The organism is Clostridium swellfunianum (assembly GCF_023656515.1).
Taxonomy (GTDB): Bacteria; Bacillota; Clostridia; order Clostridiales; family Clostridiaceae; genus Clostridium_AT; species Clostridium_AT swellfunianum.
Window position 1 is genome coordinate 2,124,128 of the sequence record NZ_JAMOFV010000006.1, and the last position, 19,852, is coordinate 2,143,979.

At 32.7% G+C, this 19,852-nt stretch carries 23 protein-coding genes; 2 read left to right on the plus strand and 21 right to left on the minus strand.

What is annotated here, in order from left to right; translation table 11 throughout:
* Positions 1 to 139 precede the first annotated feature (139 nt).
* The gene (locus NBE98_RS09900) at positions 140 to 508 is read left to right on the plus strand and encodes a YraN family protein (protein WP_250814783.1); all 369 of its coding nucleotides are present in this window, start codon (positions 140 to 142) and stop codon (positions 506 to 508) included.
* Between the two features lie 99 nt (positions 509 to 607).
* Here NBE98_RS09900 and rnhB read toward each other — a convergent pair whose 3' ends face one another.
* From rnhB to pta, 21 genes are all read right to left on the minus strand, one after another.
* The gene (gene rnhB, locus NBE98_RS09905; protein WP_250817530.1) at positions 608 to 1,402 is read right to left on the minus strand and encodes a ribonuclease HII; all 795 of its coding nucleotides are present in this window, start codon (positions 1,400 to 1,402) and stop codon (positions 608 to 610) included.
* 41 nt (positions 1,403 to 1,443) lie between these two features.
* A complete protein-coding gene (ylqF, locus tag NBE98_RS09910; protein WP_250814784.1) occupies positions 1,444 to 2,286 on the minus strand; it encodes a ribosome biogenesis GTPase YlqF in 843 nt (280 codons plus the stop codon).
* A 2-nt stretch (positions 2,287 to 2,288) separates the two neighbouring features.
* Positions 2,289 to 2,804 (minus strand): signal peptidase I, encoded by a 516-nt coding sequence (gene lepB / locus NBE98_RS09915; protein WP_250814785.1) that lies wholly within the window; start codon positions 2,802 to 2,804, stop codon positions 2,289 to 2,291.
* A 47-nt stretch (positions 2,805 to 2,851) separates the two neighbouring features.
* Positions 2,852 to 3,196, minus strand: a complete 345-nt coding sequence (gene rplS, locus NBE98_RS09920; RefSeq protein WP_250814786.1) for a 50S ribosomal protein L19 — start codon at positions 3,194 to 3,196, stop codon at positions 2,852 to 2,854.
* Between the two features lie 119 nt (positions 3,197 to 3,315).
* A complete protein-coding gene (gene trmD, locus NBE98_RS09925; RefSeq protein ID WP_250814787.1) occupies positions 3,316 to 4,020 on the minus strand; it encodes a tRNA (guanosine(37)-N1)-methyltransferase TrmD in 705 nt (234 codons plus the stop codon).
* A complete protein-coding gene (gene rimM / locus NBE98_RS09930; RefSeq protein WP_250814788.1) occupies positions 4,017 to 4,505 on the minus strand; it encodes a ribosome maturation factor RimM in 489 nt (162 codons plus the stop codon). Before rimM ends, trmD begins: the two co-directional genes overlap by 4 nt.
* Positions 4,506 to 4,575: 70 nt before the next feature.
* A complete protein-coding gene (locus NBE98_RS09935; RefSeq protein ID WP_250814789.1) occupies positions 4,576 to 4,803 on the minus strand; it encodes a KH domain-containing protein in 228 nt (75 codons plus the stop codon).
* A gap of 18 nt (positions 4,804 to 4,821) precedes the next feature.
* Positions 4,822 to 5,079, minus strand: coding sequence for a 30S ribosomal protein S16 (rpsP, locus tag NBE98_RS09940; protein ID WP_250814790.1), 258 nt, complete (start codon positions 5,077 to 5,079; stop codon positions 4,822 to 4,824).
* 28 nt (positions 5,080 to 5,107) lie between these two features.
* Positions 5,108 to 6,463: a signal recognition particle protein gene (gene ffh, locus NBE98_RS09945; protein WP_250814791.1), complete on the minus strand. Its 1,356-nt coding sequence runs from the start codon at positions 6,461 to 6,463 to the stop codon at positions 5,108 to 5,110.
* 10 nt (positions 6,464 to 6,473) lie between these two features.
* On the minus strand, positions 6,474 to 6,821 hold the full coding sequence (locus NBE98_RS09950; RefSeq protein ID WP_250814792.1) for a putative DNA-binding protein: 348 nt from the start codon (positions 6,819 to 6,821) through the stop codon (positions 6,474 to 6,476).
* 87 nt (positions 6,822 to 6,908) lie between these two features.
* Positions 6,909 to 7,820 (minus strand): signal recognition particle-docking protein FtsY, encoded by a 912-nt coding sequence (gene ftsY, locus NBE98_RS09955; protein WP_250814793.1) that lies wholly within the window; start codon positions 7,818 to 7,820, stop codon positions 6,909 to 6,911.
* A gap of 50 nt (positions 7,821 to 7,870) precedes the next feature.
* Positions 7,871 to 11,443 carry a chromosome segregation protein SMC gene (smc, locus tag NBE98_RS09960; protein WP_250814794.1) on the minus strand — a complete coding sequence of 1,191 codons (3,573 nt, stop codon included), beginning with the start codon at positions 11,441 to 11,443 and terminating at the stop codon, positions 7,871 to 7,873.
* Between the two features lie 240 nt (positions 11,444 to 11,683).
* A complete protein-coding gene (locus NBE98_RS09965; protein WP_250814795.1) occupies positions 11,684 to 11,944 on the minus strand; it encodes a stage V sporulation protein S in 261 nt (86 codons plus the stop codon).
* Positions 11,945 to 11,998: 54 nt separating this feature from the next.
* Entirely contained in the window at positions 11,999 to 13,087 is a 1,089-nt protein-coding gene (locus tag NBE98_RS09970; protein ID WP_250814796.1) for an elongator complex protein 3, read from the minus strand.
* A 6-nt stretch (positions 13,088 to 13,093) separates the two neighbouring features.
* Positions 13,094 to 13,789 (minus strand): ribonuclease III, encoded by a 696-nt coding sequence (rnc, locus tag NBE98_RS09975; RefSeq protein WP_250814797.1) that lies wholly within the window; start codon positions 13,787 to 13,789, stop codon positions 13,094 to 13,096.
* Between the two features lie 115 nt (positions 13,790 to 13,904).
* The gene (gene acpP, locus NBE98_RS09980; RefSeq protein WP_250814798.1) at positions 13,905 to 14,138 is read right to left on the minus strand and encodes an acyl carrier protein; all 234 of its coding nucleotides are present in this window, start codon (positions 14,136 to 14,138) and stop codon (positions 13,905 to 13,907) included.
* An 81-nt stretch (positions 14,139 to 14,219) separates the two neighbouring features.
* Positions 14,220 to 15,242 (minus strand): phosphate acyltransferase PlsX, encoded by a 1,023-nt coding sequence (gene plsX, locus NBE98_RS09985; RefSeq protein ID WP_250817532.1) that lies wholly within the window; start codon positions 15,240 to 15,242, stop codon positions 14,220 to 14,222.
* Positions 15,243 to 15,390: 148 nt separating this feature from the next.
* On the minus strand, positions 15,391 to 15,573 hold the full coding sequence (gene rpmF / locus NBE98_RS09990) for a 50S ribosomal protein L32 (RefSeq protein WP_250814799.1): 183 nt from the start codon (positions 15,571 to 15,573) through the stop codon (positions 15,391 to 15,393).
* A 13-nt stretch (positions 15,574 to 15,586) separates the two neighbouring features.
* Complete coding sequence (locus NBE98_RS09995; protein ID WP_250814800.1) at positions 15,587 to 16,090, minus strand: YceD family protein; 504 nt, start codon at positions 16,088 to 16,090, stop codon at positions 15,587 to 15,589.
* Between the two features lie 99 nt (positions 16,091 to 16,189).
* The gene (locus NBE98_RS10000) at positions 16,190 to 17,389 is read right to left on the minus strand and encodes an acetate/propionate family kinase (RefSeq protein WP_250814801.1); all 1,200 of its coding nucleotides are present in this window, start codon (positions 17,387 to 17,389) and stop codon (positions 16,190 to 16,192) included.
* Positions 17,390 to 17,407: 18 nt separating this feature from the next.
* Positions 17,408 to 18,409 (minus strand): phosphate acetyltransferase, encoded by a 1,002-nt coding sequence (gene pta, locus NBE98_RS10005; RefSeq protein ID WP_250814802.1) that lies wholly within the window; start codon positions 18,407 to 18,409, stop codon positions 17,408 to 17,410.
* 192 nt (positions 18,410 to 18,601) lie between these two features.
* Between pta and NBE98_RS10010 the strand changes: the two genes are divergently transcribed.
* Positions 18,602 to 19,822, plus strand: coding sequence for a nucleotidyltransferase (locus NBE98_RS10010; RefSeq protein WP_250814803.1), 1,221 nt, complete (start codon positions 18,602 to 18,604; stop codon positions 19,820 to 19,822).
* Positions 19,823 to 19,852: the final 30 nt, after the last annotated feature.

The following is a 19,852-nucleotide window of genomic DNA, read 5'->3' on the forward strand; positions in this document are numbered from 1 at the left end:
ACCTCTAGGAATAAATTATTGACAATAAAATTTGATTATATAACATAAGTTAAGATGTATATAAATAATTACTTGAGTTTTCAATTAAATTAGCTTATTATTTAAAGAAAATCTATTTATTCTTTTAGGAAGTGCTCATATGAAAAAACTAAATAAAACTATAGGCAACTTCGGTGAAGACTTGGCAGAAAAATTTTTAATAGATTGGGGCTATACAATAATTGAAAGAAATTTCAAGTGCAAAATTGGAGAACTTGATATAATAGGAAAGGATGATGAGCATATAGCTTTTATAGAAGTTAAAACCAGATATGACAGTTTGTATGGTGCTCCTAGCGAAGCAGTAACCGCTTACAAGCAGTTTAAAATTTATAAAACCGCACAGTACTATATAATGATGAGAAAACTATATAAGCTAAATTTTAGATTTGATGTTGTAGAGATAATGCTTAACAAATTTGATAACTGCCACAAAATTAGACTGATAAAAAATGCATTTCAAATATAGAATCTATATTTATCTCTAGCTTAAAATTTATAAGAAGATAAAAAGGTAACAAGTTAACTTTTTATCTTCTTATAAACATAGGGTTTTATAGATTATAAACTATAAAATATTAGTTAGAAACGACATTCTATGAATCTTACAAGGGCCTTGTTTTTTAAGTGCAGTAATATGTTCTTGAGTTCCATAGCCTGCGTTGTCTTCAAAGCCATAGTCTTGATATATTTTTGCATATTCCTTCATTAAATTATCCCTGTATACTTTAGCTATTATTGAAGCACAAGCAATACTTGCACTCTTTGCATCACCTTTAATTATAAATTTGTTTGGCAAACTAAAGTTTTTTATAGGATATCCATCTGATAAAACTAAATCAGGCTGCCTTTCAAGTTCCTGCACAGCCATTCTAAATATTTCATTATTACACCATGCGATTCCTCTAGTATCTATCATGCTGCTATCGAGTAAAGAAATACTATAGGCAGTGGCTTTGCTTTTTATTATTTCTGCCAATTGTTCTCTTGATCTGCTGGATAACTTTTTCGAATCTTTGATACCAAGCAGCAACTCTCTATCATTAGTTATATCTAAATCCAGTATTACAGCCGCTCCAACAATAGGGCCAGCCAGAGGACCACGCCCAACTTCATCTACCCCAGCAATAAAAGCATTGGATGAAAATTGTCTGTCAAAAGCATACATACCATTTACTCTATCAATTTCTTTATTAATACATTCAACATAGCTTTTTAACCTAATAGAAAGACCTTGAACATTTTTCCTATTGTCCTCACTCAAAACAGCAGCAGCTTCCAAAAGCTGCTGCTGACTTATATTGCTATTTTCATATCCATTTTTTAAACTATCTACATAGTTTTTTATGTTTTTAAAATTCATATCTAATAAATTCATATGTTCCATATTTAAATTCTATTATACTAAGGCCTCTCTAAAGATATCTGCCCTAGTTTTCCCCCTCTATATTCATCTAGCAACAATACAGAAACTCGATTATAATCTATGTTTCCCCCTGGCGCTAATGTACCTCTAGCTCTTGCAATATTATTCATATTCTCTAGTGGCTCTTCGCTTAATGATTCTAATTTATATCTATTAATTAATCTCTCAGGATAATAATTTTGAAGCCTTTCAATAAGCTTGAGTGCCAGTTCCTCAATATCCATAATTTCATCCTTTATAGCGCCTGTAAAAGCTAAATTTAAAGCCACTTCTTCATCCTCAAATTTAGGCCAGAGTATACCAGGAGTATCCATGAGTTCTATACCCAGCTTGGTTTTAATCCATTGTCTACTTTTTGTAACTCCAGGTCTATCACCAGTTTTGGCAATATTATTTTTTGCCATCTTATTTATAAATGAAGACTTTCCAACGTTAGGTATTCCAACTACCATAACTCTAGTTACTATGTTGGCTAAGCCTTTTGCCCTTAGCCTATCGTGTTTTTCCTTTAAAATTTTCTCCAAGGCTGGCTTTATGTTGTTTAGCCCAGATCCCGATACACTATTTACAGATAAAACACTTATGTAATCTTTAGATAAAGCCTTTATCCACTCATTTGTTACTTTTTCCTCACTCAAGTCGCTTTTATTTAAAAGTATTAATCTTGGTTTATTACCGCATATGTCATCTACCTCAGGGTTCGCACTGGATTTTACTATTCGAGCATCTCTTATTTCAATAACTGCATCAACAAGCTTTATGTTTTCCTTAAGTTCTCTCCTAGTTTTAGCCATATGCCCAGGAAACCAATTTATAGCCATAATTATCTAGTCCTTCCTATCTTATTAAATGGATATATTCTTAAAGCCGATTTTCCAACCACCAATTTTAAATTTACAAATCCCACATCTGGTGACCGGCTGTCTTTACTGTTATTTCTATTATCCCCTAAAACAAAAATTGTATTTTCAGGAACAGTAACTTCATTATAAAAACCGTTAATAAATTTTTCTTTTAAATATGGTTCGTCTTTTTCTACACCATTTATAAACAATCTGTTATCTTCCACTTTTACTTTATCACCAGCAACAGCAACCACCCTTTTTATAAACTTTTCTCTAGTATCAGCAGGATATTTAATTACAACAATATCATTCGGCTTAGGTTTTCTAAAGTAATATGTAACTTTCTCTATAATTAGCCTGTCTTTATGAGTTAATGTAGGAGACATAGACTGTCCGTCTACGCTAACAGTTTCAAAAACGAAGGTAATTATGAGCACTGCAGCTATTATGGCAATTACAACAGATTTTATTAATTCAACTATGTCCTTAACCATATATACACCATCCTAAATATGAAAAAAGGGTCTATAAAGACCCTCTCTTATATTAATTCCTTAACTTTTGCAGCCTTACCAACTCTAGTTCTTAGATAGAATAGCTTAGCTCTTCTTACCTTACCTCTTCTTACTACATCAATTTTGTCGATGCTTGGGGAGTTTACTGGGAATGTTCTTTCAACACCAACTCCGTAAGAAATTCTTCTTACTGTGAAAGTTTCTCTTAATCCACCGTTTTGTCTCTTAAGAACGATACCTTCGAAAATCTGGATTCTTTCTCTGTTACCTTCTTTTACTTTAACGTGAATCTTTACAGTATCTCCAACATTAAATTTAGGTAGGTCATTTCTGATTTGTTCAGCTTCAATAGCTCTTATAACTTCTAACATGTGCAGTCCCTCCTTTAATTTATTTGACGTTCTTAACCGCATGATGTGTCAGAGGAACGCCCGTACTAGCACAAATTGTATTTTATCATATAAAATTCTTATATGCAATATGTAATTAATCATTTTAGCAATTTATAATCTTCTTTAGAAAGCTTTAGTTTGTTAAAAAGATCCGGCCTTCTTTCCCTTGTAAGTTTTAGGGATTGTAACCTACGCCATTTTCTTATATTTTCATGGTGACCTGATAAAAGTATTTCCGGAACTTTATCTCCGTTAAAGCATTCAGGTCTTGTATATTGCGGATATTCTAAAACACCATCATAGAAAGATTCTTCCGTAAAGCTCTCACTTGTTGAAAGTACACCAGGAATGAGACGACATATACTGTCTACTATAGGTATACAAGCCATTTCTCCGCCAGTCAATACAAAATCACCTAAAGAAATCTCTTCATCAATATATTTGTACACTCTTTCATCAATTCCTTCATAATGACCGCATAAGAAAATAAGCTCAGGCTCTTTTGAGAGCTCCTTAGCAATCTCTTGGTTGAAGGTTTTTCCTCTAGGTCCTAAAAATATAACCTTGCCTTTGTTATTACTCCTTACTTGGCTTAAACAGTCTACTATAGGCTGGGGGGACATGACCATTCCTGCTCCACCCCCATAAGGGTAATCATCAACCTTTCTATGCCTATTGCTAGAGAAATCTCTAATATTCACTGTATTTATAGAAACTATCTTATTTTGAACAGCTCTGCTGATTATGCTGTGATTAAATACTTGAAACATATCAGGAAAAAGCGTTAATATATGAATGTTCATTGCCATACCTCAAGCGCTTTAATAACTATCTTTCTATTTTCAACATCAATATTTGTGACTATATCTTTTAAAGCAGGTACTAGTACTTCCGTATTTCCTTTTACCCAATAAACATCGTTGCTTGGAGTTTGAATAACATCAAAAACATCCCCTAATTCCTTGTTATCTTCATCAAAAACTTTACAGCCTATTAAATCAGCAATAAAATATTCACCTTCATCAAGCTTTACGGCATCTTCTCTCTTTACTTCTATATATTTATCTTTATATTTTATAGCTTGTTCTATACTCTCAATTCCTTCAAGCTTTAATATTACTTTGTCAACTTGAAGCTTGCACCAAAGAATTTTTATAATGTTTCCATCAATATAGACTTCTTTTAGCTTTCTAAATCTTTTAATATCATCCGTTAACGGATATACTTTTATTTCACCTTTTACTCCGTGGGTATTTATAATTTGACCTACTGCCAGAAATTCTTTCATTACCCTTCACCTTCTAAACGCAAAATGTGTTCACTTATAAGAAAAATAGAGGTCAGGCTGCGCCTAACCCCTATATTATTTCTACAACAACTCTCTTGTTTTCCTTGATTGCTGCTGCTTTTACTACAGTTCTGATAGCCTTAGCTATTCTTCCCTGTTTTCCTATTACTTTTCCCATGTCTTCTGGCGCAACTTTTAGTTCAAGTATTAAAGATTGCTCTCCAGAGATTTCCTTAACTTGAACTGAATCTGGGTTATCAACTAATGATTTTGCTATTATTTCAACTAATTCTTTCACAAAATACACCCCCAGTAATTACTTTGTAAGCTTCTCGCTTATTCCAGCTCTATCAAAAAGCTTCTTAACTATGTCAGAAGGTTGTGCACCATTCTTCACCCATTGAGCAGCTTTTTCTTCATCAATTTTGATTGTAGTTGGTTCAGTAGTAGGGTTATAGTAACCAATTTCTTCAATGAATCTTCCATCTCTTGGAGATCTGGAATCAGCAACAACTACTCTGTAAAATGGAGCTTTCTTAGCACCCATTCTTCTTAATCTTATCTTTACAGCCATGTATTTCACCTCCTTTAAAAGTAGGACATTAATTCATAAAAGGCAATTTGCCAAATAATCCTTTTTTAAAGCCCTTTTGCATATTTTTAGTTTGTTTCATCATCTTTTTCATCATTTCAAATTCCTTGAGGAATTTGTTGATATCTTGTATATTTGTACCTGAACCTTGCGAAATTCTCTTCTTTCTAGAGGAAGAACCACTTACAAGGCTAGGATTTTTTCTTTCCTTTTTTGTCATGGAATTAATTATAGCCTCTCGTCTTTTCATTTCCTTTTCGCCTTGACTTAAGTCTACACCTTGAAGTTCTTTTGTGTTTAAGCCTGGTATCATTTCAATGATTTTATTAAGAGGTCCTAACTTCTTCATCTGATCCATCATAGCTAGATAATCATCAAGATTAAAGTCTTGACTCATCATCTTGGCACCAAGCTCTTTGGCTTCTTTCTCATCAATTGCCGCTTGAGCTTTCTCTATTAAAGAAAGTACATCTCCCATACCAAGAATTCTAGATGACATTCTATCAGGATAAAACACTTCCAAATCATTCATTTTTTCGCCGACGCCAACAAATTTAATCGGTTTACCGCTCATAGCTTTGATAGATAAAGCAGCTCCCCCTCTTGTATCGCCGTCTAGTTTAGTTAGTATTACGCCACTTATATCTAATTGCTCATTAAAGCTTTGGGCAACATTGACTGCATCTTGACCTGTCATAGAATCTACTACCAGTAAAATCTCATGAGGATTAATGCTGTCTTTTACATTTTTAAGTTCATCCATGAGTTCTTCGTCTATATGAAGTCTACCAGCAGTATCTATTATAACTACATTGTTATCATTGCTTTTGGCATGCTCAATTGCTGCTTTTGCAATATCAACTGGATTTACTTTATCACCCATTGAAAAAACAGGAACATCTATCTGTTTTCCAACAACTTGCAGCTGTTTAATTGCTGCAGGTCTGTAGATATCACAGGCAACTAGCAACGGTTTTTTATTTTTCTTTCTTATTTGCAGCGCAAGCTTTCCGGCCATTGTCGTTTTACCTGCACCCTGAAGACCTACTAACATTATTACAGTAGTCCCATTATTTATATAGTTAACAGCACTTTCAGAACTTCCCATCAAAGCAGTAAGCTCATCATTTACTATTTTAATAACATGTTGTCCCGGAGTTAAGCTTTCCATAACCTCGTTTCCTAGACACTTCTCGCTCACGCTGTTTATAAAGTCTTTAACCACTTTATAATTTACGTCAGCTTCTAAAAGTGCAAGCTTAACTTCCCTCATAGCTTCTTTTATATCTTTTTCAGTAAGCTTACCCTTACCTTTAAGCTTCTTTATAGTTTCCTGAAGTTTGGAAGCTAATCCTTCAAAAGCCATGATAATCCTCCTATAAATTCTCAATAATATCTTTTTCTATATACTCAATATGCGTCTTAATTTCGCTATCACTTATTTTATCCTTTAGAAAAGAACATTTAATTAGTAGCTTTTTCTTTATATCAGATAAGATAAAGTTTTTCGTCATAATCTGAAGCTTGTTTTCATAGTCAAGCAAAAGTCTTTGGCATCTCTTTATCGTGTCATGAATAGCCTGCCTGCTTGTATTATTAAGCTCAGCTATTTCCGCTAGGGAAAGATCCTCATTATAATACATAGTCATTATATCTCTCTGTTTATCTGTTAAAAGAGAACCATAAAAATCTAATAATAATGATATTTCAACTCTCTCTTCCATAATATCACCCGACTCACAAAAAAAATAATAACAGATATTTAAAATGCTGTCAAGTAATTTTACTTAACAGCATTTTAAATTTGTCTATTAGAATAAAGCTTCAACAAATGCCTTTGCTTTAAATTCTTGAAGATCATCTATACCTTCGCCAACACCTATTAATTTTACCGGAACATTAAGCTGATGCTTAATAGATATAACAACCCCGCCTTTAGCTGTGCCATCAAGCTTTGTAAGTACAATTCCGTTTACGTCAGCAACTTCCATAAACTGTTTTGCCTGTTGAACTGCATTTTGTCCTGTTGTAGCATCCAAAACCAATAGGGTTTGCTTTTGTGCTTCTGAAAATTCTCTATCTATTATTCTATTTATCTTGCTAAGCTCATCCATAAGATTTTTCTTATTATGAAGCCTTCCAGCCGTATCACATATGAGTACATCGACTTTTCTAGCCTTAGCTGCCTGTATTGCATCATATACAACGGCTGCTGGATCAGAGCCTTCCTGATGCCTTATTAAATCAACACCAGCTCTGTTGCTCCATACCTCAAGTTGGTCTATAGCAGCTGCTCTGAAGGTATCAGCTGCAGCTAAAAGAACTTTTTTCTTGTCATTTTTAAATTTAGCTGAGATCTTTCCTATTGAAGTAGTTTTTCCAACTCCGTTTACACCTACAACCAATATTACAGATGGGCTGCTATTAACTAGTGTAGTTTCCTGCTCGGAACCAAGCATATCTACAAGAACTTCCTTCAAGCAAGGAGTGATTTCTTTAGGATCCTTCACTTTATTAGTTTTTATCTTCTCCCTTAGTCTTTCCATTATCTCAAGTGTAGTTTCTACACCAATATCTGAGGTAATAAGTATTTCTTCAAGCTCTTCATAAAGCTCTTCATCAATATTTACATAGAGATTAAGCATTTCGCTTACCTTATCAGTAAAACCGTCCTTAGTCTTAGAAAGACCATTCTTGAGTTTTTCAAAAAATCCACCAAACATAAATTGCCTCCTTGGATTAACCCCTTAATTATAATAAATTAATTATATTGTTATCTTATTGCAGGATGTTTATTTAAATCTACAGAAACTACTTTAGAAACACCCTTTTCTTCCATAGTAACTCCATACAATACATCGCTGACTTCCATTGTTCCTTTTCTATGAGTTATAACTATAAATTGAATATTGCTTGAAAATTTTTTAAGGAACTCAGCATACCTTAAAACGTTAGCATCATCCAAAGCAGCTTCTATTTCGTCCAAGATACAGAATGGAGTTGGTTTCATTTTTAGAATTGCAAACAATAAAGCAATTGCTGATAAAACTTTTTCTCCTCCAGACATAAGATTAATATTTTGAAGCTTTTTACCCGGCGGCTCTACATTGATTTCTATATTTGCTGTCAGCTCATCTCCGTCAGATAAAATTAAATCTGCCCTTCCACCTTTAAACAATTCTTTGAAGGTCTCATTAAATATCACTTTAAGTTTGCTTAGGTTTTCGCTAAAAACAGATTTCATTTTAGTTGTCATTTCATCTATCATCTTAAGAAGCTCTGTTTTAGCCTGAATTAAGTCTTCCTTTTGAGAACTCATGAAAGCAAACTTTTCTTTTATCTCCTTATACTCTTCAATAGCTCCAACATTTACTGTACCCAGTTCAGCTATTTGAGTCTTAAGCTTCCCAATACTTTTTTTATAACTTTCCATGCTAACTATTTCTGATTTATATTCTAGAGCTTCTGCATAAGTAAGAAACATTTCTTCGTTCAGTTTTGAATACAAGCTTTCAACCTCTGCCTCCAGCTTTGCTAAAGAAAGCTCTTGTCTATGAACTTCTTCTTCTTTTTTATTTAGCAATAAATTCACTGTCTCTAATTCGCTAGAAATAATTTTAATATTTTCCTTTAGTTTTATTCTTTCAATTTCACTTTCCTTAAACACACATTCAAGTTCACTCAATTTATCAGTAATGTAGCCTAATTTTTGTTTATAGTTTTGAATTTGGTCGTTACTTTCTTTAATTGTATTCTCTGCATTTATTGCTTCTTCTTTAAGAAATTTCTTCTTATGATGCAATTCTTCCATCTCATTGGATAATCTCTCTAACTCTCTTATCTTGTTTACGACAATTTCATCAAACTGAGCTTTCCTAATCTTTACTGCAGTATGATTATCTTTAAGTTCTGAAAGTTTGACATTTATATCACGTAAACTAGTTTGAAATTCTTCTAGTAACTTTGTTTTTTCATTTTGTGCATTTATTAGAATTTCAAGACTTGAATTTTTTGACGCAAGCACTTCATCGCTACTTTTAAGTTTGTCCTTTAATAGTTTTATTTCATCTCTTGTGGAATTAAGATTGAGAGTTAACCTGTTATTTTCTCCTGTAATAGAGGTTATTTTGCCTTGAAGTTTTGCTATCTCAATATTTTGATGATAAATTTCGTCTCTTAAATTCAAGCATTCATCATCTAGACTTTTAATAACCTTTTTTGATTGATTAACCTTATCAGATAAAAAAGAGATTTGTTGATTAGCTTCATTTAGCGCAATTGCTATTTCTTCAATTTCCCTTTTTCTACTTATAATGCTTGCTGACTTGTGGTAGGTGCTACCACCTGTTAGTGAACCACCAGGATTAATAACCTCTCCAGCCAAGGTAACAATTTTGTAACTATAGCTTATTTTCTTTGCAATTACTAATGCATTGTCCATATTGGCAGCTATGATTGTACGACCTATAAGGTATTCAATAGCATTTGAAAAGCTACTATCAAAGGTTATAAGTTCACTTGCTATTCCTATATACCCTTTATAATGTTTTATATTTTCTATATTAGATGCCTTCTTCCCTTTGATAATGTTTAAAGGAAGAAATGTAGCTCTACCAATATTATTAGCTTTAAGATAGTCTATTAATGTCTTTGCTACATTTTCATCATCTGTAATTATGTCAGAAATAGCTCCACCAAGTGCAATCTCAATTGCAGTCTCCAAATCTTTTTTAACAGTAATAATTTCTCCCACGACATGGCACTTGCCAGATGCCCTAGGCACCTTTCCAGAAGATATATTCTGCATTAAAGTTTTAACTGCTTTGTTATAACCTTCATATTGCTTGTCTAAATTTAGTAGCATATTATGATTAGCATCTAGTTTATTCGCAGAAACATTTAATTCTCTAAGCTTCTTTTCATCATTATTCAAATAACTATTATACTTTGCAATTTCATACTTGTTCTTTTTAATATTTTCCTCATATGACTTAACTTTAATACTTATGTCATTAATACTTTCCTCAAGTATTGTAACAGTATTTGAATTAATCTTTATAGAATTTATGAAATTTTCACAGGAGTTTACTAATTCTTCTAATCTTTTCTCTAGTTGCTGTTTTTCTGTATTAAAAATTAATATGCTATTCTTCTCTTCGATAGTTTTACTTAAAAGGTCATTTTCTTCCTTCTTAAGCTGATTTATAGTATTCTCATCCTCATTTACTGAAAAATTTAATTGTAGAATTTCTTTCTCAAAACCTGTTATCTTAGCATTTAGCTCTTGTTGTTCTAGCTGATAGTGTTTTAAATTATCTTCCTGCTCATCCTTAATTACATGAATATTATTGAGTTTTTCTTGAATCCCATTAAAGTCTGCAATATTTTTTTCAATAAAAGATTGTAGATTTTTTATTCTCTCTTCTATAAGATTTGTTTCTGAAATAATTGTTTGATACTCAGCTTTATTTTTATAATATTCCTGCTGATTTTCTTGTGCTTGAACATCTTTTCTATCAAGCTCCTCATTATGTTTTTGCAGGTCTATTTTGCTTTCATCTCTTTTCCTAATAAGCTGATCAATTTCATCTTTCACGCTGCCTACAGCAGTTTTAATATCTTCTATTTTTACCTGCACATTATCTATAGAGTGCACAATTAAATTAACTTCTTTCTCTTTAAGTTCTCCCGATAGTTCTAAAAAAGCTTTAGCCTTCTCACTTTCAAGTTTAAGTGGTTCAAGTCTTTCTTCATAGGTCTGTAAGATATCAGTAATTCTTATAAGATTTTGCTCAGTATTGTTAAGTTTCTTTTCAGCTTCCTCTTTTCTGCTTTTAAACTTAACAATCCCAGCAGCCTCTTCTAAAAGATTTCTTCTTTCTTCAGGTCTACCACTTAGTATAGCATCAATTTTACCTTGTCCAATTATGGAATATCCTTCTTTACCAATACCGGTATCCATAAAAAGTTCTTGTACATCCTTCAATCTACACTGTGTATTATTTATGTAGTACTCACTTTCACCTGAACGATAAAGTCTTCTTGAAATTGTAACATCTGAATAATCTATAGGCAATTCTTCATTGGAGTTATCTAAAGTAAGTGAAACTTGAGAAAGACCCACTGGTTTTCTAAACTGTGTACCTGCAAAAATGACATCTTCCATCTTACCGCCTCTAAGACTTTTAACGCTTTGTTCTCCAAGCACCCATCTTACAGCATCTGATATATTGCTCTTTCCGCTTCCATTAGGTCCAACAACTGCTGTAACTCCTTTTTTAAAGGTAAGGTCTGTCTTATCAGCGAAGGATTTGAAGCCCCTTATTTCAATTGATTTTAAGAACATAAGTACACTCCTTATTATCTAAATAAAGCCGGCAAAAGCCCAATTAAAAATATAAAAACAATAAAATATATCAATAACTTAGTATACTTTTCTCTTTGCCTCTTTTTCATTTATTAACACTCCTAACATACGGGTTTATGCAACACAACATAAGTTTATAGTATAAAAGAAAAAATATCAATGCAAAAATAAAAAACCGTGAACTGAATTAATCATGCTCACGGTCTTGCTTTATCCTTATTATCTTGGCTCTACAATAAATTTTATTGCGGTTCTTTCTTCACCTTCAATAGTAATTTCTGAAAAAGCAGGGACTACAACTAAATCTATTCCATTTGGTGCTACAAATCCTCTTGTAATTGCAATAGCTTTAACTGCTTGGTTAACTGCACCTGCTCCTACGGCTTGAACCTCTGCAGAACTATTCTCTCTTAATACTGCTGCTAAAGCTCCTGCTACTGATTTTGGCTGTGATTGTGCTGATACTTTTAATACTTCCATGATTAAATTCCTCCCTACAAAACCTGTTATAACAAATTTTACAGAGATAATATTCTATAAAACATTCGAATATCCTTCTTTGTATTTTTGACTCAAATAGCAATGAATCGACTCTTTTTTACAACTGTTATCCCATTTTATAAGTAAATTTCCTCTTTCTATATCATAATCTTGAACTAATCTAATGTTTAATGTCTTTAATTGTTTTTTAGTGTCTATAAAAAATCTCTTTCTGGAAGCATATAATTTTGATATATCCCTATTATTTATAAAAATCTCCACATCACCAGAGAAGTTCTTTGGAAGGTATTCAATCAGCATATCATTAAAAATACTTCCTTCAACCAATTCTCTAAAGGCAGGATGAAACGGTCCTGCTATGATTTCACCATCCTCATCAATCTCCTCCGTTGTTTGCAGCCCTACTCTAATAATATTTATATTGTTTGCCGAAAGCATTCCATATAAAATCTTGCTTATATAAATAGCTTCATCTAATGTATATGGCTTGTAAATTCCTCTATTATACATATGTTCCATAGGTGTATCTTTAATAACTAGTGCAGGGTATATTCTGCATAAATTAGGAGCAAGTTTAATAATTTCTTCTGTAGTTTTAATATCTTTTTTAAAGTTATCGCCAGGCAATCCCAGCATAATTTGATGTCCTAAAATAAATCCAAAGTCTTTAATTAGCTGAGATGCATTCATTACGTCTTCTACTGTATGACCTCTTGCAGATTTTTTCAAAACTTCATCATCTAGTGATTGTACCCCTAATTCGATAATATCAACAGAAAATTTTTTTAAGTTAGCTAATATTGCTTCATCTATATAATCAGGTCTTGTAGATAATCTTATATTATTTACTATTCCTAAATCCTTGTAATGTTTCGCAACCTGTAGCAACTCTTTTTGCTTTTCAATATTTATAGCAGTAAATGTACCTCCAAAGAATGAAATCTCCAATATCCTATTTTCTGAAGGGATAGTCCTTAAATATTCCTCAACTGTATTTTTAACAAAATCTCCTGTAACTTTTGTAGTGCTTCCAGTAATGCTATTTTGGTTACAGAACACACAATCATGAGGACAACCTTCATGCGGAACAAAGATTGGAATTATATAATGTGATTTGCTCATTAATTTCTAAACCTCCAATGTCATAAGTGCATCTTTAGCAGCATTTTGTTCAGCTTCCTTCTTACTATAACCAGCTCCTACACCTAAAATCTTATCTCCTACTAGAATTTCCGTAAAAAATTTTCTTCTATGTGGAGGACCCTCGTGTCTAATAAGCTTATAGGATATTGACACCTCGCCATTTTGTTGAAGTTCCTCCTGTAATTTAGTTTTATAGTCTAACACTATTTCATTACTTATTGCCTTTTTTATGATATTCTCAAAATTACATACAATAAATTTTTTTGCTTCTTCAAGACCACAATCCATGTAAATTGCTGCGATAATCGCTTCAACACAATCTGCTAAAATAGATACTCTATCTCTTCCCCCTGTAAGCTCCTCACCCTTACTCATATACATATATTTACCTACGTTTAGCTTTTGAGCAATTTCATATAACGAGTTCTCACAAACAATAAGAGCTCTTGTTCTTGTCAATTCACCTTCAGTTTTATCAGTATAATTTTTATATAGATGCTCTGATATAGTTAGCTGAAGTATTGAGTCACCTAAAAATTCAAGCCTCTCATTATGATTTAAGTCTTTATTCTGATTAACAAACGAACTATGAGTTAAGGCTTCAGCTATAATCTTTTTATTGTTAAATTTAATATTTAGTTTTTCTTCAAGTTCTTTCATAGAATCTAAGTTTACTTTCATTTCTTCACTCCTATATACTTTCTAGTTCATTCTTCAATCTGCTAGCTAACAGACTCAAGAATAAACTAAACTTTAAAATAAAAATATAAAGCCCCGCATTATACGGGACTTATAATTACTCTTCAGTATGAGCTTTTATGTAATCAACTACATCACTTACAACACTAATTTTTTCAGCATCCTCGTCAGGAATTTCTAAATCGAATTCGCTTTCTAATGCCATTATTAGCTCAACTATGTCAAGTGAATCAGCACCTAAATCGTCAACAAATGATGATTCCATTGATATTTCATCGGCATCTATACCGAGTTGATCTGATATTATATCTCTAACCTTTTCAAATATCATGTTTTCACCTCCTACTTATAAAGCTATATAAAGATAATATTACATATCCTCTTTAGCGTCAATATTAATAAACAAATAAAATTACTCCTTATGAGTATTACTTTCATCATCAATGTTTATTTTTTCTAATTCTTCCCTTATCTTATCTACAACTTTGTTTTCATGAGCAGTAATTGCTTGCTTTACGGCATTTTTAAAGGCTTTAGCATTTGAACTTCCATGAGCTTTAATTACAATACCGTTCGCCCCTAAGAATGCAGAACCTCCATACTCAGTATAATCGAACTTTTTCTTAAAATTACTGAATACTGATTTCAACAAAAGACCACCTATTTTAGTAATAGTTGAAGACATAATCTGTTCTTTTAACAGACTGAATATAGTTGAAGCTACTCCTTCATAGGTTTTTAAGATAGTATTGCCTACAAAACCATCACAAACTACCACATTCACATCTCCAACAGGTACATCTCTAGGTTCAATATTACCAACAAAATTTAAATCAGTTTGCTTAAGAAGTTTATATGTTTCCTTTGTAAGCTCATTCCCTTTTTCCTCTTCAGCTCCTATGTTAACAAGTCCTATAGTAGGATTATTAACATTCAGAACATTTTCAAAATAAATCTTTCCCATGAAAGCAAATTGAACAAGATATGAACTTTTGCTATCTACGTTTGCACCAGCATCAATTACCATAAAGGGTGCATTTTTACCTGGCATTACGGGAGCAAGGGCTACTCTTTTTATCCCTCTAATTCTCCCTACAATAAGGGTTGCACCAGCCATTATTGCTCCAGTACTACCAGCTGATAATACTGCATCAGCTTCTCCTGACTTAACTAAATTTAAGGCTTTCACTAAACTTGAATCTTTCTTTCTTTTTAAAGCTTTGACAGGTTCTTCATTTGGACTTATAATTTCAGAAGCATTTACCACAGCTATTTTATTTTTTGGATAATTAAAAGTCGAAAGCTTCTGCTTAATTAAATCTTCAGGCCCTGTTATTATAATGTCTACTCCATATTCGTTTACTGCATCAACACAACCTTGAACTACAGCATCTGGAGCAAAGTCTCCCCCCATACCATCAACCGCTAATTTCATACATTTACCTGGAAGGTTACCAGGTTCTTCACATCCTTTCTTTGCGATATCAACCATAGTATTCTTTATGGTAAAGTATATTATACCTAGAATGAAAATACAATATTTGTTTAAAAAATAAGAGAAAGTCATACGACTTTCTCTACAATTACTTCTCAGAAGCAACTATTTCCTTACCCTTGTAATATCCACAGCTCTTGCACACTCTATGAGCAAGCTTCATTTCATGGCATTGAGGACATTCAATTATTCCTGGTAGGCTTAATTTAAATGTTTGTGCTCTTCTTGAGTCTCTTCTAGCTTTAGAAAATCTTCTCGCAGGATTTCCCACAGTAAACACCTCCTTAATCAGCAGAAAACAAATCTTTTAGCTTAGCTAGTCGCGGATCTATATCTTCATTATCGCAATCACAATTAGCAACATTTAGATTTGTACCGCAGTGCTGACATAAGCCCTCGCAATCATCCTTGCATAGTTTTTTTACAGGCAAAGACAAAAGAATATTGTTTTTAATTATATCTGTGACATCAATTGTATCACCCTCAACAAAAATGATTTCATCCTCATCTTTATTGTCAGGGTTAGGAGAAAATATCTCATGAATCAGGATATCGATGCTATGATTGAAATTTACTAAACATCTAGAGCAAGGTAGACTTAATTCTGTAATAACCCTACCATCTAAGTCAATACCATCTCCAGTGAGGTGAAGTTCCCCATCTAGAATTATCGGACTTAGAAACTCAATTTTTTCACCCTCATCATAAAAACTTTCTTCTTCATAAACTAAATGCACTTTTTTCTTTGAAACTTTTTTCCTAATTAAATCTAAAACATCAATTGTCATAGTTTTACCTCAATGCATTAGCCACAATTTATTATATAAACAACTAAATTAAAAGTCAAGCTGTATTTATACTTTAAGTATAAATTTGTCAAATTTCCTCTAGTTATTAACAATTTCCATTGCGTCTCTAGCAATCATTAGCTCTTCGTTAGTTGGTATTACGAACACTTTTGATTTAGAACCTTCTACACTTAGGTCTACAGCCTTACCTCTAACTTTGTTTTTCTCTTTATCAAGCTTAATTCCTAAGTAGTCTAAACCCTCGCATACAAACTCTCTAACTTCTGGTGAATTTTCACCAAGTCCAGCTGTAAATACTATACAGTCAACTCCATTCATAACAGCTGCATATGAGCCTATGAACTTTTTAACCTTATAGTAGAATACATCTAACGCAAGCTGGGCTCTCTTATTTCCTTCCTTCCATGCAGCATCTTCAATATCTCTAAAGTCACTGCTTACACCTGAAATTCCTAGAACTCCTGATTTTTTATTAATTAAATCATTCACTTGGTCTATTGAATAATTTAACTCTTTCATTAAGAAAGTGATTATAGCTGGGTCTATGCTTCCTGATCTAGTTCCCATAGCTATACCTTCAAGTGGTGTAAATCCCATACTTGTTTCAATTGATTTTCCATCTTTTATAGCAGCTATACTAGCACCATTTCCTAGATGACAAGTTATAATCTTTAAATCTTTAATATCCTTACCCATCATATCAGCAACTACCGAAGAAACATACCTATGTGATGTTCCATGGAAGCCATATTTTCTTATCCCATGCTCATTATAAAGCTCATAAGGTAGCGGATATATATAAGCATGCTCTGGTATTGTTTGATGGAATGCTGTATCAAACACTGCAACCATTGGAGTATTTGGCATAAGCTCCTTACAAGCGTTTATGCCTATAATATTTGGTGGGTTATGAAGCGGTGCAAGCTTAGCGCATTCATCTAATGCCTTCATAACTTCATCAGTAATTAATACGGAGTTTGAGTATTTTTCTCCGCCGTGTACTACTCTGTGTCCTACAGCAGATATTTCATTCATGTCTTTGATAACACCATTTGTATTATCAACAAGAGCACCTAAAACTAACTTTATTGCGTCCTTGTGGCTAGCCATAGGTTGTTTGATAATGTACTTTTCTCTGCCTTCTACCTTTTGTGTAAGAGTGGAACCTTCAATTCCTATTCTTTCCACAAGTCCTTGAGCTAAAGCTTTCTCTCCATTCATATCAATTAATTGATATTTAAGAGAAGAGCTACCGCAGTTTACAACTAATATTTTCATTCGCTTTTCCTCCTTAGATTAAACTGTTGCTTGGGCTTGAACAGCAGTTACAGCCACAACATTTACTATATCCTCAACATTACAGCCTCTTGATAAGTCGTTAATTGGTTTAGCAAAGCCTTGACATACTGGTCCAATAGCTTCTGCTTTTGCTAATCTTTGCACAAGCTTATATCCGATATTTCCAGCTTGTAAATCTGGGAATATAAGTACATTTGCTTGACCTGCAACTGTACTTCCAGGTGCCTTTTGCTGAGCAACCTTATCTACTATAGCAGCATCTAATTGAAGTTCTCCATCAATTTGCAAATCAGGTCTTAATTCTTTAGCTATTTCTGTAGCTTTTCTAACCTTTTCAACTAATTCGTGGTCTGCACTTCCCTTTGTTGAGAAAGAAAGCATTGCAACCTTTGGTTCCATATTGCAAAGATTTTTTGCTGTTTCAGCTGTAGAAATAGCTATAGCAGCTAATTGTTCAGCAGTTGGATTTGGATTAACGGCACAGTCTGAGAAAAGGAACATTCCATTGTTTCCATATGTACTATCTGGAACAAGCATTATAAAGAAACTTGATACTGTAGATATTCCAGGAGCAGTTTTGATTACTTGAAGACCAGGTCTTAATAAATCGCCTGTCGTATGTACGGCACCTGAAACTAACCCATCTGCGTCGCCTAGTTTTACCATCATGGTACCGAAATACATTGTATCTTTTACAGTTTTTTCAGCCTTTTCTAGTGTAATCCCCTTGCTTTTTCTAAGCTCGTAAAATTCCTGTGCATATTGAGTTGTCTTTTCAGCTGTTTCTGGGTCAATGATTTCTACACCTTCAATATTAACATTTAAGCTTCTTGCTTTATCTCTAATCTTTTCGACATTACCTAATAAAATTACTTCAGCTAGTCCTTCTCTTTTTATAATTTCACTAGCCTTAATTGTTCTTTCTTCTTCACCTTCTGGAAGCGCAATCCTCTTAACGTCAGATTTTGCTTTTGCCCAAAATTCTTTCATAAGATCCATATTCATATCTCCCTTCTGTATTTTACAATACATATACACCATATAATATAATAACTCTTTGAAGCTTACTTTTCAACAAAAAATATTAAATATTTCCACCCATACCTATGATATGATAAATAAACATTAATTGAATTTTACTTTCAATTAATGTATAAAATAATTATATAACTATGAAAAGGTGTGTTAATTATGAAAATATCCGCAATTATTTCTGAATATAATCCCCTGCACAATGGTCATGTATATCATATAAATAAAACAAAAGAAATAACTAATTCAGATGCTATTATTTGCGTTATGAGTGGAAATTATGTACAGAGGGGACTCCCTTCAATGGTGGACAAATGGAATAGAACCAAGGCAGTCCTAGAATGTGGAATAGATTTAGTTTTGGAACTACCCGTATTATATAGCCTATCTTCCGCTGAATTTTTCGCCCATGGCGCTGTAAGTTTATTAAATAGCTTAGGTACAGTTGACAGCCTGTGCTTTGGCAGTGAGATTGGGGACTTAAACTTAATAATTAAGGTTGCTAATACTTTAGTTAAAGAACCTGAGGATTTTAAATTACAATTAAAGCGATACTTAGATCAAGGACATGTGTATCCAAAGGCAAGAGGGCTAGCTTTGTTTGATTTTTTATCTAAAAATGACTCTGAAAACAGTGATAACCTTATGGAACATCTCAGTTCTTCCAATAATATCCTTGGAATAGAATACTGTAAAAGTTTATTAAAATTAGATAGCAAAATCAAACCCTACACTGTTAAGCGCGAAGGCAGTGCCTATAATGATCGGTCATTAAGCACTATATTTTCCAGTGCAACTTCAATAAGAAAATATATAAAAGACTGCAATAGCATAGTTGAACTTCAGAAACATATGCCAAGCAAAAGTTATGAATTGATTAAAAAGTTAAAAGATAACGATTATACTTTCGTATTTGATGAACAACTTTTACCTTTTATTAAATATAAGTATTTTTCTCAAAAGGAAAGTCTCAAAAATTTGCCAGATATATCGGAAGGATTGCATAACAGAATATTTAAAAATTTGTTAATATCAAATAACTATAATGAATTGATAGAAAACATTAAGACAAAGCGGTATACATATACCCGAATAAATAGAATACTATGTCAGTATTTTGTTGGCTTTGACAGTTTTAATACAAAAGAACTAAGAAGTCAGCCTTCTCCTTACTGCAGAGTGCTAGGATTTAATGAAACCGGTAAAAAGGTTTTAAAACAAATCAAGAATAATTCCAGTATACCTTTACTTACTAAGCTACCTAAAAACATCAATGAAACAATGAAACTTGATATAAAGGCAACAGAAACCTACAGCTTGCTAAATAAATTTATTTCTCCCAATAGCGATTACTTAATTAGTCCAATTATTATAGATTAGTAATAAAGCTTGACCATTGATAAATATAAT

Bases quoted from the DNA above. Each gene is read 5' to 3' on its own strand.
- rplS (WP_250814786.1), bottom strand. From the start codon at position 3,196: ATGTTAGAAGTTATAAGAGCTATTGAAGCTGAACAAATCAGAAATGAC.
- NBE98_RS09965 (WP_250814795.1), bottom strand. From the start codon at position 11,944: ATGGAAGTATTAAAAGTATCAGCACAATCACAGCCAAAATCAGTAGCA.
- NBE98_RS10000 (WP_250814801.1), bottom strand. From the start codon at position 17,389: ATGAAAATATTAGTTGTAAACTGCGGTAGCTCTTCTCTTAAATATCAA.
- ftsY (WP_250814793.1), bottom strand. From the start codon at position 7,820: ATGTTTGGTGGATTTTTTGAAAAACTCAAGAATGGTCTTTCTAAGACT.
- NBE98_RS09900 (WP_250814783.1), top strand. From the start codon at position 140: ATGAAAAAACTAAATAAAACTATAGGCAACTTCGGTGAAGACTTGGCA.
- NBE98_RS09995 (WP_250814800.1), bottom strand. From the start codon at position 16,090: ATGACAATTGATGTTTTAGATTTAATTAGGAAAAAAGTTTCAAAGAAA.
- pta (WP_250814802.1), bottom strand. From the start codon at position 18,409: ATGGATCTTATGAAAGAATTTTGGGCAAAAGCAAAATCTGACGTTAAG.
- lepB (WP_250814785.1), bottom strand. From the start codon at position 2,804: ATGGTTAAGGACATAGTTGAATTAATAAAATCTGTTGTAATTGCCATA.
- NBE98_RS09950 (WP_250814792.1), bottom strand. From the start codon at position 6,821: ATGGAAGAGAGAGTTGAAATATCATTATTATTAGATTTTTATGGTTCT.
- NBE98_RS10010 (WP_250814803.1), top strand. From the start codon at position 18,602: ATGAAAATATCCGCAATTATTTCTGAATATAATCCCCTGCACAATGGT.
- smc (WP_250814794.1), bottom strand. From the start codon at position 11,443: ATGTTCTTAAAATCAATTGAAATAAGGGGCTTCAAATCCTTCGCTGAT.
- rnhB (WP_250817530.1), bottom strand. From the start codon at position 1,402: ATGAATTTTAAAAACATAAAAAACTATGTAGATAGTTTAAAAAATGGA.
- rpsP (WP_250814790.1), bottom strand. From the start codon at position 5,079: ATGGCTGTAAAGATAAGATTAAGAAGAATGGGTGCTAAGAAAGCTCCA.
- trmD (WP_250814787.1), bottom strand. From the start codon at position 4,020: ATGAACATTCATATATTAACGCTTTTTCCTGATATGTTTCAAGTATTT.
- ylqF (WP_250814784.1), bottom strand. From the start codon at position 2,286: ATGGCTATAAATTGGTTTCCTGGGCATATGGCTAAAACTAGGAGAGAA.
- plsX (WP_250817532.1), bottom strand. From the start codon at position 15,242: ATGAAATTAGCGGTTGATGGTATGGGGGGAGACTTTGCTCCAGATGCT.
- NBE98_RS09970 (WP_250814796.1), bottom strand. From the start codon at position 13,087: ATGAGCAAATCACATTATATAATTCCAATCTTTGTTCCGCATGAAGGT.
- ffh (WP_250814791.1), bottom strand. From the start codon at position 6,463: ATGGCTTTTGAAGGATTAGCTTCCAAACTTCAGGAAACTATAAAGAAG.
- rnc (WP_250814797.1), bottom strand. From the start codon at position 13,789: ATGAAAGTAAACTTAGATTCTATGAAAGAACTTGAAGAAAAACTAAAT.
- acpP (WP_250814798.1), bottom strand. From the start codon at position 14,138: ATGATATTTGAAAAGGTTAGAGATATAATATCAGATCAACTCGGTATA.
- rimM (WP_250814788.1), bottom strand. From the start codon at position 4,505: ATGAAAGAATTTCTGGCAGTAGGTCAAATTATAAATACCCACGGAGTA.